Origin of the sequence: Pseudomonas sp. 8AS, assembly GCF_902506505.1 — a bacterium.
Lineage (GTDB): Bacteria > Pseudomonadota > Gammaproteobacteria > Pseudomonadales > Pseudomonadaceae > Aquipseudomonas.
Genome location: NZ_LR733406.1, coordinates 2,330,340 through 2,345,112, shown reverse-complemented (window position 1 = coordinate 2,345,112; position 14,773 = coordinate 2,330,340). Strand labels below are relative to the sequence as shown.

The 14,773-nt window shown below is 65.8% G+C and carries 15 protein-coding genes; 7 read left to right on the top strand and 8 right to left on the bottom strand.

The features are described 5' to 3' along the window. Nucleotides 1-10: 10 nt before the first annotated feature. Both GV001_RS10960 and GV001_RS10955 read right to left on the bottom strand, forming a co-directional pair. A complete protein-coding gene (locus tag GV001_RS10960; protein ID WP_160079697.1) occupies nucleotides 11-220 on the bottom strand; it encodes a YgdI/YgdR family lipoprotein in 210 nt (69 codons plus the stop codon). Between the two features lie 141 nt (nucleotides 221-361). Further along, entirely contained in the window at nucleotides 362-580 is a 219-nt protein-coding gene (locus tag GV001_RS10955) for a bacterioferritin-associated ferredoxin (protein ID WP_160079695.1), read from the bottom strand. Between the two features lie 539 nt (nucleotides 581-1,119). On the opposite strand from GV001_RS10955, the gene GV001_RS10950 reads away from it, so the two are divergent. Then, nucleotides 1,120-2,778, top strand: coding sequence for a nitrite/sulfite reductase (locus GV001_RS10950; protein ID WP_160079693.1), 1,659 nt, complete (start codon nucleotides 1,120-1,122; stop codon nucleotides 2,776-2,778). Then, nucleotides 2,762-3,259, top strand: a complete 498-nt coding sequence (locus GV001_RS10945; RefSeq protein WP_160079691.1) for a DUF934 domain-containing protein — start codon at nucleotides 2,762-2,764, stop codon at nucleotides 3,257-3,259. The genes GV001_RS10950 and GV001_RS10945 overlap by 17 nt, the downstream gene beginning before the upstream one ends. 77 nt (nucleotides 3,260-3,336) lie before the next feature. Here GV001_RS10945 and GV001_RS10940 read toward each other — a convergent pair whose 3' ends face one another. Together GV001_RS10940 and sohB are read right to left on the bottom strand one after the other, a co-directional pair. Next, complete coding sequence (locus GV001_RS10940; RefSeq protein ID WP_160079689.1) at nucleotides 3,337-4,326, bottom strand: YhdH/YhfP family quinone oxidoreductase; 990 nt, start codon at nucleotides 4,324-4,326, stop codon at nucleotides 3,337-3,339. A gap of 10 nt (nucleotides 4,327-4,336) precedes the next feature. Continuing rightward, complete coding sequence (gene sohB, locus GV001_RS10935; protein ID WP_160079687.1) at nucleotides 4,337-5,359, bottom strand: protease SohB; 1,023 nt, start codon at nucleotides 5,357-5,359, stop codon at nucleotides 4,337-4,339. A 336-nt stretch (nucleotides 5,360-5,695) separates the two neighbouring features. On the opposite strand from sohB, the gene GV001_RS10930 reads away from it, so the two are divergent. From GV001_RS10930 to GV001_RS10915, 4 genes are all read left to right on the top strand, one after another. Then, a complete protein-coding gene (locus GV001_RS10930) occupies nucleotides 5,696-6,406 on the top strand; it encodes a histidine phosphatase family protein (protein WP_160079685.1) in 711 nt (236 codons plus the stop codon). Nucleotides 6,407-6,467: 61 nt separating this feature from the next. Then, entirely contained in the window at nucleotides 6,468-6,782 is a 315-nt protein-coding gene (locus GV001_RS10925; RefSeq protein ID WP_137972692.1) for an SCP2 sterol-binding domain-containing protein, read from the top strand. A gap of 197 nt (nucleotides 6,783-6,979) precedes the next feature. Next, nucleotides 6,980-8,047 (top strand): phosphotransferase family protein, encoded by a 1,068-nt coding sequence (locus GV001_RS10920; protein WP_160079683.1) that lies wholly within the window; start codon nucleotides 6,980-6,982, stop codon nucleotides 8,045-8,047. A 24-nt stretch (nucleotides 8,048-8,071) separates the two neighbouring features. Next, entirely contained in the window at nucleotides 8,072-8,839 is a 768-nt protein-coding gene (locus tag GV001_RS10915) for an SDR family oxidoreductase (protein WP_160079681.1), read from the top strand. Nucleotides 8,840-8,907: 68 nt separating this feature from the next. Here GV001_RS10915 and GV001_RS10910 read toward each other — a convergent pair whose 3' ends face one another. Next, the gene (locus GV001_RS10910; protein WP_160079679.1) at nucleotides 8,908-10,626 is read right to left on the bottom strand and encodes a SulP family inorganic anion transporter; all 1,719 of its coding nucleotides are present in this window, start codon (nucleotides 10,624-10,626) and stop codon (nucleotides 8,908-8,910) included. A gap of 72 nt (nucleotides 10,627-10,698) precedes the next feature. Next, nucleotides 10,699-11,349 carry a hypothetical protein gene (locus tag GV001_RS10905; protein WP_160079677.1) on the bottom strand — a complete coding sequence of 217 codons (651 nt, stop codon included), beginning with the start codon at nucleotides 11,347-11,349 and terminating at the stop codon, nucleotides 10,699-10,701. Nucleotides 11,350-11,449: 100 nt separating this feature from the next. Between GV001_RS10905 and GV001_RS10900 the strand changes: the two genes are divergently transcribed. Then, on the top strand, nucleotides 11,450-12,235 hold the full coding sequence (locus GV001_RS10900) for a TSUP family transporter (RefSeq protein ID WP_160079675.1): 786 nt from the start codon (nucleotides 11,450-11,452) through the stop codon (nucleotides 12,233-12,235). Nucleotides 12,236-12,254: 19 nt separating this feature from the next. On the opposite strand, the gene nudC is transcribed toward GV001_RS10900, so the two are convergent. After that, nucleotides 12,255-13,088 carry an NAD(+) diphosphatase gene (nudC, locus tag GV001_RS10895; RefSeq protein ID WP_160079673.1) on the bottom strand — a complete coding sequence of 278 codons (834 nt, stop codon included), beginning with the start codon at nucleotides 13,086-13,088 and terminating at the stop codon, nucleotides 12,255-12,257. Beyond that, nucleotides 13,088-14,755, bottom strand: a complete 1,668-nt coding sequence (locus GV001_RS10890) for a ferrous iron transporter B (RefSeq protein ID WP_160079671.1) — start codon at nucleotides 14,753-14,755, stop codon at nucleotides 13,088-13,090. Before GV001_RS10890 ends, nudC begins: the two co-directional genes overlap by 1 nt. Between the last annotated feature and the right edge of the window lie 18 nt (nucleotides 14,756-14,773).

Sequence of the window (14,773 nt, the reverse complement as noted above, 5' to 3'; positions counted from 1 at the left end):
CGGAAGAGGCTTAGCGCTCCATCATCTGCTTCACATTGGCTTGCGGGATCTGCTGCTTGCGGCCCTCGCTGTCTTCGAACTCGAGCATGCCGGTGTCGCGGTCCAGTTCCGGTTTGCCATCGCTGGTGAGCATCTGCCCGTCGGTGGTAGTGATGATGTATTCGCTGGAACAGCCAGCGAGGCCGACGGTGCAGAATAGGATCAGAAACCAGTGTTTCATCGGTGCCACTCCCTGATGATCAATGCATGGTCACGTATCAGTGACCTGTGATTACCACGCTACTGGTTGAGCGGCCCGGGCTGCAAGCCTGGCAAACAAAAAAGGATGCCGAAGCATCCTTTTTTGATCGAGAGCAACGCTTCAGGCCGCGACGAAGCTGGCCGGGTAGGCCAGGCCGACCTGGCTGCTCTGCAGTTCGCCGAGGGTGTCGCGCACCAGTTGCTTGGCCATGCACGCGCATTTGCCGCACTGGGTGGCCACACCGAGGCTTTCGCGCACGTCGCGGTAGCTGCAGCAGCCCTCATAGATGGCATCGCGGATTTGACCGTCAGTAACACCTTGGCAGAGGCAAACGTACATGGGCGGGCTCGGCTGGGAATGGGTTGCTAATGGCCAGGGATACTAATGTTAATGAGAATGCTTGTCAAAACTTAGTGCGAGCCTTTCCTGCTCCTTCCGTGCCGGACGATTCGACGGAGATGACATAAAAAGGCCAGTAGCGGTTCCCCACTACTGGCCTTCGCCGATAGGCCCGCCTACTGCTGACTGACCCAGAACACCGCAGTCGTCACGACCAAGGCTATCAGTACGAAAATCGCCCGGGCATCGACCCGGCTGTCCTGCTCTTGCATGTCGGAATGGTCGGTCATGGCTTACCCCTTTATTGTGGTTATGGGTGGTTCGCCCTGAGAGTTAAGACCAGGCCCCCGACAGCCTCAAGGTGAAAGGCCCTATTCGCCATTCTTCTTAGTACTTTTAGTTCAGGCCTTATACAAAAACATCACTTTTGCGCATAAACCTTAACTGGTATCTTCCCCCGGCTCTGCGTGGAGTGCGCAGCCGTGCGCGTAAAAAGCCTTGCTGTCTGATGAAGCAGTAGCCTGAATCACAGGATATATATGTACGTATACGACGAGTACGATCAACGGATCGTCGAGGACCGCGTCAAGCAGTTCCGCGACCAGACCCGCCGCTATCTGGCCGGCGAACTCTCCGGTGAGGAGTTCCGCCCCCTGCGCCTGCAGAATGGCCTGTATATCCAGCGCTACGCGCCGATGCTGCGCGTCGCCGTGCCCTACGGCCTGATGTCATCGGCCCAGGTGCGCATGATGGCCAAGATCGCTCGCGACTACGACAAGGGCTACGCGCACATCAGTACCCGGCAGAACGTGCAGTTCAACTGGCCGGAACTGGAAGACGTGCCGGACATCCTCGCCGAACTGGCCACTGTGCAGATGCACGCAATCCAGACCAGCGGCAACTGCATCCGCAACACCACTACCGACCAGTTCGCCGGCGTGGCCAAGGACGAGATCGTCGATCCGCGCCCCTGGTGCGAGATCATCCGCCAGTGGTCGACCTTCCACCCGGAATTCACCCACCTGCCGCGCAAGTTCAAGATCGCCGTCAACGGCGCCGTCAGCGACCGCGCCGCCATCGAAGTACATGACATCGGCCTGGAAGCGGTGAAGAATGCGGCCGGCGAGCTGGGCTTCCGCGTTTCCGTCGGTGGCGGCCTGGGCCGCACCCCGGTGGTCGGCAGCTTTATCAACGAATTCCTGCCGTGGCAGCACCTGCTGTCCTACCTCGACGCCATCCTGCGCGTGTACAACCGCTATGGCCGTCGCGACAACAAGTACAAGGCGCGCATCAAGATCCTGGTCAAGGCGCTGACGCCTGAGGTGTTCGCCGAGCGCGTGGACGCCGAATGGGTCCACCTCAAGGATGGCCCGACCACATTGACCTCCGCCGAAGTGGCCCGCGTCGCCGCGCACTTCGTCGACCCGGCCTACCAGGCCCTGGCCGACCAGGACGCCGCCCTCGCCCAGCTCGACGCCGAGCACCCGGGCTTCGCCCGCTGGCGCCAGCGCAACACCTTCGCCCACAAGCAGCCGGGCTACGTGGCCGTGACCCTGTCGCTGAAGCCCACCGGCACCGCGCCGGGCGACGTCACCGACAAGCAGCTGGATGCCATCGCCGAACTGGCCGAGCGCTACAGCTTCGGCGAAGTGCGCAACAGCCATAACCAGAACATCATCCTCGCCGACGTCGAACAGCAGCAGCTGTTCACCCTGTGGGGCGAGCTGCGCGAACTGGGCTTCGCCACGCCGAACGTGGGCCTGCTGACCGACATCATCTGCTGCCCGGGCGGCGACTTCTGCTCCCTGGCCAACGCCAAGTCGATCCCGATCGCCGAAGCCATCCAGCGCCGTTTCGACGACCTCGACTACCTGTTCGACATCGGCGAGATCGACCTGAACATCTCCGGCTGCATGAACGCCTGCGGCCACCACCACGTCGGCCACATCGGCATCCTCGGGGTGGACAAGAAAGGCCAGGAGTTCTACCAGGTGTCCCTCGGCGGCAGCGCCGGGCGCGACGCCAGCCTGGCGCAGATCCTCGGTCCGTCCTTCGCCCAGGAACAGATGGCCGACGTGATCGACAAGATCATCAAGGTCTATGTCGAACAGCGCACCGATGAAGAAAGCTTCCTCGATACCTTCCGCCGCGTCGGCGTCGACCCGTTCAAGGAGCGTGTATATGCAGCGAATCATTAAGAACGGCCAGATTCTCGACGAGACCTGGCACCTGCTGCCCAAGGACGCCACGCTCGATGGCATCTCCAACTGCGACGACCTGATCGTGCCGCTGGCCCTGTGGGTCGAGCATGCCCATGCGCTCAAGGCCCGCGACGGCGGCCTCGGTGTGTGGCTGGATGCCGGCGAAGAAATCGAGGAAATCGCCGACCAGCTGGACAACTTCCAGGTGATCGCCCTGAACTTCCCGGCCTTCACCGACGGCCGCCACTGCTCCAGCGCCTACCTGCTGCGCACCCGCTACGGCTACAAGGGCGAAGTGCGCGCCATCGGCGACGTGCTGCGCGACCAGCTCTTCTCCTACCTGCGCGTCGGCTTCGATGCCTTCGCCCTGCGCGCCGACAAGGACCCGGTCGATGCCCTGAAGGCCTTCGAGGACTTCTCCGAGGTCTACCAGGCGTCCGCCGACCAGCCGCAACCGCTGTTCCGCCGCCGCGCCTGACGGCCACCGCCAGACGAAAAAGCCCCGCAGTGCGGGGCTTTTTTCGTTTGCGGCCCGGCATGCACCGGGCCGGTGGCTCAGGCGAGATTGACCAGCACGCGGCCGACCTGCTTGCCGGCGAGGATCTGCTCGATCTCCTGCGGCAACGCCTCCAGCCCCACTTCCCGCGCCAGCCCCTCGAGATTGCCAAGCTTCCACTGCACGGACAGCTTGTCCCACATAGAGGCCTTGACCACCAGCGGCAGCTCCACCGAATCCACCCCCAGCAGGTTGACCCCGCGCAGGATGAAGGGCATGACATTGGCCTTGAAACCGACCCCGGCGGTCAGCCCGCAGCAGGCCACGCTAGCACCGTAGCGCAGCGACTTGACCACATTGAACAGGATCTCGCCGCCCACCGTGTCCACGGCGCCGGCCCAACGTTCCTTGAGCAGCGGCCGCTCGACGCCTTCCTGCAGCTCGCTGCGCGGCACGATCTGCTGCGCGCCGAGCTGGCGCATGAACTCGCCCTGCTCGGCCTTGCCGGTGGCGGCCGCCACGCTGTAGCCGAGGCGGGCCAGCAGCGCCACGGCGATGCTGCCGACCCCGCCGGTGGCGCCGGTCACCAGCACCGGCCCGGCTTCGGGCGTCAGCCCGGCCTGTTCCAGCTTGTCCACGCACAGGGCGGCGGTCAGGCCGGCGGTGCCCAGCAGCATGGCCTCGCGCAGGCTGAGCCCGGCCGGGCGCTTGATCACCCAGGCTGCCGGCACGCGGATGTACTGGCCGAAACCGCCGGCGGTGTTCATCCCCAGGTCGTAGCCGGTGACTATGACCTCGTCGCCGGCGGCGAACTCGGCCACCCGCGACTCGACCACCACCCCGGCGGCATCGATGCCCGGCGTATGCGGGTAATTGCGGGTCACCCCGCGGTTGCCGCTGGCCGACAGCGCATCCTTGTAGTTGAGCGAGGAATACTGCACGCGGATCAGCACGTCGCCGGCCGGCAGCTCGGCACTGTCGCGATCGACCACCCGGGCGTGGAACGCGCCCTCCTCTTCGCTGACCAGCAGCGCCTTGAACTGAGTCATGCAGCCTCCCTTACCAGAAACGTTGTTGATGGAGCCGGTTCCACCAGTTCAGCAGCACCCGGTCGAGCGCCACACTGGTCGCCAGGCCGAAACGCTCCGGCAGGCTCTTCTTCTCGGCGTAATGCAGCTGGAACAGATCGGCCTCGCGGGCCCGCTCGGCCAGGTACTCGTCGCTGGTCTTGAGCTCGTCGACCAGCTGCTTGTCCAGCGCGGAAAGCCCCAGCCAGACCTCGCCGGTGGCGATCTCGTCGATCACCAACTGCGGGCGGTAGCGGGCGACGAAGTTCTTGAACAGCACATGGGTGGTTTCCAGGTCTTCCTGGAACTTCTCCCGGCCCTTGTCGGTGTTCTCGCCGAACACGGTCAGGGTGCGCTTGTATTCGCCGGCGGTCAGCACTTCGAAATCGATATCGTGCTTCTTCAGCAGGCGATGCACGTTGGGCAGCTGCGCCACCACGCCGATGGAGCCGAGGATGGCGAAGGGCGCCGAGAGCACCTTGTCGCCGATGCAGGCCATCATGTAGCCGCCGCTGGCGGCCACCTTGTCCACGCACACGGTCAGCGGCACGCCGGCCTGGCGGATACGCGCCAGCTGCGAGGCGGCCAGGCCGTAGCCGTGGACCATGCCGCCGCCGCTTTCCAGGCGCAGCACCACTTCATCCTGGGCAGTGGCCATGCTCAGCAGCGCAGTGACTTCGTGGCGCAGGTGCTCGGTAGCCGAGGCCTTGATGTCGCCGTCGAAGTCGAGCACGAACACCCGTGGCTTGCTCTTGCCGGCCTTCTTCTCGGCCTTGGCCTGCTTGGCTTCGGCCTTGTGCCGGGCCTTGAGCTCGGCCTTGTCCAGCAGCGCATGCTCGAGCCGTTCGCGCAGGGCCTTGTAGAAATCGTTCAGCTTGTGCACATCGAGATGGCCGCTGCCCTTGCTGCGACCCTTGCTGCGCAGCACCGCGACAGCCGTCAGCACCACGATCACGGCGACCACCAGGGTCACGGTGCGGAGCAGGAACTCCGCATAATCCATCAGAAACTCCACAACTCCCCCTCGTTCGTAGCATGCAGGGCGGCCGTCAACGGCGCCTGTCGGCCCCAAGCATACCGACGCCGGCCGGCAGTGTCCCGTAGCGCAAATATCTATTTGAGCTTGCCGGCCGCCAGGCGCCGGAACCCGCCTGGCATTCGCCCGCGCCCCGCCAGTCGGACCACGACCGGAGATTCCTGCCCGGCATTTGCACAACCGCGCTACCCTGCCGCCAGGCCGTGGGTCACCGGCTCCGCACGAATTCAAACAAGCGTATGTTTTTTCGTTGACAGCGGCCCGGCTCTACCCATAACCTCGCGAAACTTCAACCCGCCGGGATCGACTGCAGCAGTGGGCAGCATCTACCTGATTCGACATGGCCAAGCCTCCTTCGGCGCCGACGACTACGACGTGCTGTCGCCTACCGGCGTGCGCCAGGCGGAAGTCCTCGGCGACCATCTGGCGCACCTCGGCCTGAGTTTCGACCGCTGCCTGAGCGGCACCCTGCGCCGCCAGCAACACACGGCCAGCGCCGCCCTGCAGCGCTGCGTCGCCGCCGGTCTGCCGGCGCCGGAACTGGAAGTCGATGCCGGCTTCAACGAATTCGATGCCGAGGCGGTGATCCGCGGCCTGCTGCCGGCCATGCTGCCGGACGAGCCGGACGCCCTCGCCATCCTGCGCAACCCGAAAGACAACCGCGCCGCCTTCCAGCGCCTGTTCGCCCGCATCATCCAGCGCTGGGTCAGCGGCGAGCACGACCAGCCCGGCCACGAGACCTGGCAAGGCTTCGTCGGCGCGGTGCAGGCTGGGCTCGAGCGCCTGCTCGCCCAGGCCGACAGCCGCCACAACATCGCCGTGTTCACCTCCGGCGGCACCATCACCGCCTTGCTCCATCTGCTGACCGGCGTACCCGCGCACAAGGCATTCGATCTCAACTGGCAAATCGTCAACACCTCGCTGTCGCGCCTGCAGTTCCGCGGCAACGAGGTGACCCTGGCTTCCTTCAACAGCCGTGTGCATTTGGAGCTGTTGAAGGCGCCGGAACTCATCACCTATCGCTGAGTCCCGGCCCCCTGCGGCCCGCAAGGCCGCCAGAAACCCTCGATAACAAAGGATAGAAACCATGAGCTCCGTTGCCGACACCATCAACACCATGAAGTCCAAGTTCAACGCCAGCGCTGCCGCCGGCCTGGACCTGGTATTCCAGTTCAACATCGAAGACGGTGAGAACTACGCGCTGATCGTCAAAGACGGCACCTGCGACGTGCAGCAAGGCGACAACGCCAACGCCAACGTCACCCTGATCATGGACAGCGCCACCCTGGCCGGCATCGCCAGCGGCGAAACCGACGGCATGCAGGCCTTCATGGGCGGCAAGCTGCGCGCCGAAGGCGACATGATGCTGGCCATGAAGCTGGCCGAGCTGTTCCCGGTCTAAGCGTCTAGACTGTTGCTGCAACAGGAAAACCGGAGTCCTCTGACTCCGGTTTTTTTTCGCCTGGCGCCGGCAATCAGAGCCCTTGATTGCAGGGCAACACCCACATCTATAACGCTGCGCCGTGCTTGTAGGAGCCAGGCGGCAACATTAGATTAGCCAATGATTAGTGCCACCCATCATAAGCAGAAGGGATAAGCATGACGCTTACTGACCAGTCCACCGGTATTCGCGATGGCGAAGAGCTCGACGCCGCCACCATCGACCCTTACCTCAAGGCGCACATCCCGGGACTGACCGGTGAGCCGCGCATCAGCCAGTTCCCCGGCGGCGCCTCGAACCTGACCTATCTGCTGGAATACCCGAATCAGGAATTCGTCCTGCGTCGTCCGCCCTTCGGCCACAAGGCCAAGTCGGCCCATGACATGGGCCGCGAGTACCGCATTCTCAACCAGCTCAACGCCGGCTTCCCCTACTGCCCCAAGGCCTATGTGCACTGCACCGACGAGTCGGTGATCGGCGCCGAGTTCTACGTGATGCAGCGGGTCAAGGGCATCATCCTGCGCAGCGACATGCCGGCCGAGCTGAACTTCAGCGCCGAGCAGACCCGCGCGCTGTGCCAGAGCTTCATCGACAAGCTGGTCGAGCTGCACAACGTCGACTACCAGGCCTGCGGGCTGGCCGACCTGGGCAAGCCGGAAGGCTACGTGAAGCGCCAGATCGAAGGCTGGAGCGATCGCTACGAGAAGGCCCTGACCCCCGACGCGCCGACCTGGGAGCCGGTCAAGGCCTGGCTGCGCGAGAAGATGCCGGCCGACCACGCCAAGCCGGGCATCGTGCACAACGACTACCGCTTCGACAACGTGATCCTCGACCCGGCCAACCCGATGCAGATCATCGGCGTGCTGGACTGGGAGCTGACCACCATCGGCGACCCGCTGATGGACCTGGGCAACACCCTCGCCTACTGGATCGAGGCGGCCGACCCCGCGCCGGTGCAGCTGATGCGCCGCCAGCCGAGCAACGCGCCGGGCATGCTGACCCGCCGCGAATTCGTCGACTACTACGCCGAGCGCGCCGGCATCCAGATCGACAACTTCGACTTCTACTACGTGTACGGCCTGTTCCGCCTGGCCGGCATCGTCCAGCAGATCTACTACCGCTTCTTCCACGGCCAGACCAAGGACAAGCGCTTCGCCCAGTTCGTCCAGATGAACAAGCTGCTGGAACAGATGGCCCTGCAGGTCATCGGCAAATCCACCCTCTAACCCGGCTCAGACAAGGTAACCAGAATGTCCAAGACTCACCTGTTCGACCTCGACGGCAAGATCGCTTTCGTTTCCGGCGCCAGCCGCGGCATCGGCGAAGCCATCGCCAAGCTGCTGGCCCAGCAAGGCGCCCACGTGATCGTCTCGAGCCGCAAGATCGACGACTGCCAGAAGGTCGCCGACGCCATCACTGCCGACGGCGGCAAGGCCACCGCCATCGCCTGCCACATCGGCGAGATGGAGCAGATCAGCAACGTGTTCGCCTTCATTCGCGAGCAGTTCGGCCGCCTCGACATCCTGGTCAACAACGCCGCCACCAACCCGCAGTTCTGCAACGTGCTGGACACCGATCTGGGCGCGTTCCAGAAGACCGTCGACGTCAACATCCGCGGCTACTACTTCATGTCCATCGAAGGCGGCAAGCTGATGAAGGCCGGAGGTGGCGGCAGCATCATCAACGTCGCGTCGATCAACGGCGTCTCGCCGGGCGAATTCCAGGGCATCTACTCGGTGACCAAGGCCGCCGTGATCAGCATGACCAAGGTCTTCGCCAAGGAATGCGCGCAGTTCGGCATCCGCTGCAACGCCCTGCTGCCGGGCCTGACCGACACCAAGTTCGCCTCCGCGCTGACCAAGAACGACGCCATCCTCAACCTCGCCCTGCAGCGCATCCCGCTCAAGCGCGTGGCCGCCCCCAGCGAAATGGCCGGCGCCGTGCTGTACCTGGCCAGCGACGCCTCCAGCTACACCACCGGCGTGGCGCTGAACGTGGACGGCGGCTTCCTCTCCTGATCCATGGCGTAAACGCAAGGGCCGCTCGGTGAGCGGCCCTTTTTCGTTGGCAAGCCCCAGCTACGCCTTCACTGCACCACGGCCTCCTGCTCGGCCTGGTAGGCGCGCAGCACCTGGCGCAGGGTCGGAAAACGCCTGACCTCCGCCGCAGCCTGCACGCCCGAACGCTCGTACCAGCGCTCCCATTCGGTCAGCCGCCCGGCCATCACCGGCGTGATGCCGCGCTCGACCATCTCAGCCACCAGCTCGCGCAGCACATAGAAGCCCGAGGCGTCGACCATGGTCACCGGCAGCATGTCGATGACGAACCAGCGCAACTGCGGACCGCCCCGCTCCATGGCCGCCCGCACCTCGCGGCGGAAATACTGGGCATTGAAGAACACGATCGGTGCGTTGAAACGGAACAGGTACAAGCCCGGGTAGCGCCGGGCATCGGCATGTCGGCCCAGCGAATGGACTCCGCGCATGCCCTCGACCTTGCCCAGTTCCTCCACCTGCGGGCGCGACATGGCCCGTACGAAGCGCAGCAGCGCGAGAATCACCACCAGCAGGATCGCCTGGATCGCCCCGACTGCAACCACCCCCAGGGTGGCCAGGATCGACAGGGCAAATTCGCTCCGGGAAATCCGGTAGAGCTCGCCGAGGAAGCTCAGGTTGACCAGGCTCATGGCGCCGAACACCAGCACCACGCCCAGGGCCGCCAGCGGCACGTAAGCCAGCGGCGCAGTGAAGAACAGCAAAACCAGAGCAATGGCCAGCGCCGCGATGACGCCGCACAGCTGGCTGCGCCCGCCACTGCTGTCGGCCACCGCGGTGCGCGAATCCGCACCACTGATGGCAAAGCCCTGGGAGGCCGACGAGGCTATATTGGCCAGGCCCAGGGCCATGAATTCGCGGTCGGCATCCACGCTGTAGCCGTTCTTCTCGGCAAAACTCTGCGCCGTCAGCATCATGCTGGAGAAACTCACCAGGGCCAGGCCGGCGGCATCGGCCAGCAGGGTCGGCAACAGCTCCAGCGGGAAGCTCGGCACATGCAGCTCGGGCAGACCGGCGGGAACCGCCCCGATACTGGCCACCCCCTGCGCTTCCAGCCCCAGCCCGGCGACGGCCAGCCCCGCCGCCAGCATGGCCAGCAGGGCCGCCGGCAACTTGGGCACAAAGCGCTGGGCCAGCAGCATGACCAGCAGCGCCAGGGCACTGACGGCGATGGTCGGCCAATGCCAGAGCTCGAACTTGGCAAACAGCTCGACGCTGCGCGGCAGGATGCCGCCCTCCTCCATGCTGAAGCCGAATATCTTGCCCAACTGGCCGAGCAGAATGCTCAACGCCACGCCATTGAGGAAGCCCACCAGGATCGGCCGCGAGAGGAACTCGGCCAGCGCGCCCAGACGCAGGAAGCTGGCGGCCATGCAGAATAGCCCGGTGAGAAAGGTCAGGGTCAGCGCCAGGGACAGGTAGAGACCGGGATCACCGCCCGCCAGCGGCATGACGGCCGCCGCCAGCAAGGCGCAGGTGGCCGCATCGGGGCCGACGATCAGCTGCCGCGAAGTACCGAACAGGGCATACACCAGCATCGGCAGGATGCAGGCATACAAGCCGGTGACCGGATGGAAGCCGGCCAGCTCGGCATAGGCCACCGCCACCGGCAAGGCCACAGCCGCCACGGAGACCCCGGCGCGCAGGTCATCCGTGAACCAGGCCGCCCGGTAGCCCAGCAGGCTTGCCAGCCCCGGGGCAATGCGCGCCAGCCGTGCCTTCCAGCCTCCTGCAACGACCTGCTGCGTCATACCCGCCCCCAAAAATCGAGATTCCCTTCCCAACCTTAGCCGGAAATCCGCAGAGTCAGCTGCGGCGGACGCTTATTGCCAATCCTGCAAGGCCTGGTTGGCGGCCTGGTTCATCGGCTGGGCGAGCAGGCCGGTCGGGCTCAGGCTGACGCTGAACATCGCGCCATCGGCGATCGGCAGGTAGGTGACCCGCGCCGCCTGCGGATCGAACAGGAACAGGTCGTGCTGGCCCAGCCGCAACCAGCGCCACAGGTCGATGCCGTAGGGGCTCTGCGCCAGACTGACCTGGGCATAGCGCGCGCTTTCCTGCTGCTCGATGGCGAGGAAGCGTCCGGAGAGTCTTTCCAGGCGATAGCCGGGCTGCAGGCCGATCAGCGCGGCCAGCCCCTTCCAGCGCAACAGACGGGCATCGAGCTGCCACAGGTCGCCCTCCAGGGTGACTGCGCGCTCCTCGCCGCCTTCCAGCAGGCTGACCCGATAGCGTTGCGGGCCATCGGCGGTGAAACTCAGGGTCAGCAGCGGCTTGCCTTCCGGCAGGGCGTCGTAGCTGAGCAGGTCATAGGCGACCACGCCGACCAGGGCGGCCAGGCCGAGAAAGGCCAGGCCCAGGGTGCCGCGCAACCAGCCGAGGAACCAGCTACGCGTCAGCAGGATGCGTGCGGCAATGAACAGCGCCAGCACCGCCAGCAGGCCGATGAACCAGGCCAGGCCGTCATACTGCATGAGTGCAATTCCTTATCCGTGAAATTGCCGGCATTATGCGCAGCAGCCAGGCAACCGGCCAGCCGCAGCCCCGCACAATTGAATCCACGTCGAGTTTTTTATGCCTTTTGTCTTTGAGTTGGGGGTCGACCCGCTCACCCTGGCCATTCTCGCCCTGGTCGCCTTCACCGCCGGCTTCATCGACGCCATCGCCGGCGGCGGCGGCCTGCTGACCATCCCCGCCCTGCTCACCGCCGGGCTGCCGCCACACCTGGTGCTGGGCACCAACAAGCTGTGCGCCACCTTCGGCTCGGCTACCGCCAGCTACACCTTCTACCGGCGCAAGCTGTTCTTCCCCGGCCAGTGGCGCAACGCCCTGCTGGCCACGGCCATCGGCGCCGCCCTCGGCGCGACCCTGGCCCACTGGCTGCCTGCCGCCTGGCTCAACCAGATGCTGCCTGCGGTGGTGTTCGGCTGCGGCCTGTACCTGCTGTTCGGCAAGACGCCGGCCACCCACGACCGGCAGGATGCACCCATCGCCAAGGGCCGCCAGTGGCCGCAGGGGCTCGGCCTGGGCTTCTACGACGGCGTGGCCGGCCCCGGCACCGGCGCGTTCTGGACGGTCAGCACCCTGCTGCTGTACCCGCTGGACCTGGTGCGCGCCAGCGGCGTGGCGCGCAGCATGAACTTCGTCAGCAACGCCATGGCCCTGACGGTATTCATCATCACCGGCCAGGTGGCCTGGCTGCTGGGCATCTGCATGGGGTTGGCGCTGATGGCCGGGGCCTTCCTCGGCGCGCGCACGGCGATTCGCGGCGGCTCCAAGTTCATCCGCCCGGTGTTCATTCTGGTGGTGTTGGCGCTGACCGCGCGCCTGGCCTGGCAGCACTGGTTCGGCCAGGCGTAGATCCCCTCAAGCGGCGCAGCTAGCGCGCCAGCAAAGGCTCCGGCTGGCCCAGCCGGCGGGCCACGTAGAGATCGATCAGGTAGCGGGCGATCGAGCGCGGCATCGGCAGCGGCGGCAGCTGCTCGATAGGGAACCAGCGCGCATCCTCGATCTCGTCAGCCTGGGGGACTATCTCGCCAGCGGCGTATTCGGCATGGAAACCGAGCATCAGCGAGTGCGGGAAGGGCCAGCCCTGGCTGCCGAGATACTGCAGGTTGCGCACCTCGATGCCGACTTCCTCGCGCACTTCGCGCGCCACGCACTCTTCCGCCGACTCGCCCGGCTCGACGAAACCGGCCAGGGTGCTGTAGACCCCGGGCACGAAGCGCGGCGAGCGGGCCAGGAGGATTTCGTCGCCCCGACTGACCAGCACGATCATGCTCGGCGAAATGCGCGCATAGCTGTCCAGGCCGCAGTCCGGGCAGCGCATGCAGCGCTCGCCGGGCACCTGGCGGGTCGGCGTGCCGCAACGCCCGCAAAAGCGGTGCTGGACGGCCCAGGTCGCCACCTGCTCGGCGAACGCCAGCATGCGGAACGTCGCCTGGTCGGTCTGCAGCATAAACTGGCGCAGGCCCTGCCAGTGGCAGCCCGGCAGCTCGACCGGCTGCTGCAGTTGCAACAGCCAGACCGGCTCGTCATCGAAGTAGCCCAGGCCCTGCTCGCCCTGCAGCGGCAGATCCTGGCGCTTGAGCCATTCGCGGGGGAACAGCACACCGTTGCCATCGGCCAGGAAGCCCTGGGCGCAGTGCAGCAGGGCCCAGCCACCGACTTGGGTGTTATCCAGCGGCGGCGTGGTCTGCCAGCCCGCGGGCATCAGGCCGCCACCGGCAGCCCCAGGGCGCGCACGCTTTCCTCGGCGAGGTCGAGCACGCTCGGGCTGGTTTCCGCACGCAGCACGCCACCACCCTCGAGGTAGTACTCCAGGCTGCTGAGGGCATCGGCCAGGGTTTCCAGCATCTGCTCGGAGGGCATCTGCTGGGTTTCGATCATGCGCGCCTGGATGTAGTCGGCGCAGGCGCCGATCAACCGGGCGGCACGCTCCTGGCCGAGGAACCACAGGCCGCCACGCACCGCCTGCAGGCTGAAGGGCACGTTGGCCAGGTGCAGTTTCTCGCCATTGGATTCCAGGTAGGCGGTGATCGCCCGCTTGGCCAGGGCCAGGCCGGCCTGAGCCTCGTCGACCACCACGATGCGCGCCTCGATCAGCTGGTGCGCGGCAAACGCCTCGCCCTCGTCGCCCGACTGGCTCGGCGCCGGACGCTGGTGGCGCTCGCCGCGCTCCAGGCTGGCCACCATACTTTCCACATAGAGCACGGCCTCGGCCAGCTTGTGCAGGTCGTGCATGGCGGCCGGGCTGTCTTCGGCCCAGCTCGCCACTGTCGGCAGCTGCACCTGCAGCGCATTGGCCGCCGAACTCAAGCCGACCATGCCGAGGGTCTTGGCCAGCTTGCCGAGCAGCACATGCAGGTTGCCGAAGCTGTCCGGCTGGGCGGTGCCGCGCTCGATCAGATCGAGCAAATCCTTGACGCTGGCCAGCTCCTCGCGGATCGCCGACGACAGCGAGCGCATCACGCCCTGACCCGGCCCGGACAGGCGCTGATATTCCTCGTCGAGCAGGTGGTCGGTGAACGGCAGCGCATTGAGGCCGAACACCTCGCGCACCGCACTGACCTGTTCGCCCTGAGTGTCGGCCAGAGCCACCAGGTACAGCAATTCCTTGAGCAGGCTGCGCGGCGCCTCGTAGGCGGCGCCGCCTAGAATCAGTTTGAGCTCGCGATCCAGGCGGGAGAACAGCTGCTTGCGCGACTTGCGCGGCAGCAGCTGGCCATCCAGCTGCGCCTCGACGGCTGCGGCGCCGATCCAGCACAGGCGCGCCCGCGCCTCGTAGGCGAACAGGCCGTCGAGACGAGCCAGGGCCCGCTGCATCAGCTTGAGCCCGGCGTGCGGATTGTCCTCGCGAATGAAGCCGAGCAGGCCGACCTGGTACATCTGGCGCAGGCGGCGGGCATCGGCCGCCGCCGCTTCGCCCGAGACCACCCGCGGCGGGCGCGGCTGGTCGAGGCGCACACTGAAGAAGAAGCTTTCCGGCAACGGCGGCTGGGCACCGGCCTGGCGCAATTCGTTGATCGCCGGCAGCAGCAGCTCGGGCATTTCCTGGCGATGGGCGTCGACGTTTTCCAGGTAGCGGCGCAGCACATAGAGCGCATTGCTCAGGGCAGTCAGCTGGGCGTCGCGCTCTTCGCCGGCGCCGGCGGGAATGTCGGTGGCCTGTTGCAGTACTTCCTGGGCCAGCAGCTCGGCCCCGGTCAGCTCGATCAGATTGAGCGTGCCGCGCACCTGCTGCAGGTTCTCCACCGCTTGCTGCAGCAGGCTGCCGTTGTGCCGCTCGGCAATGAAATGCTCGAGATTCTGTTCGGTCTCTTCCATGGTGGTGAACAGTTCGTCACGCACCAGGCTGAGGGACGTTGCTCCAGTGACCATAGGTCTACCGCACCTCGC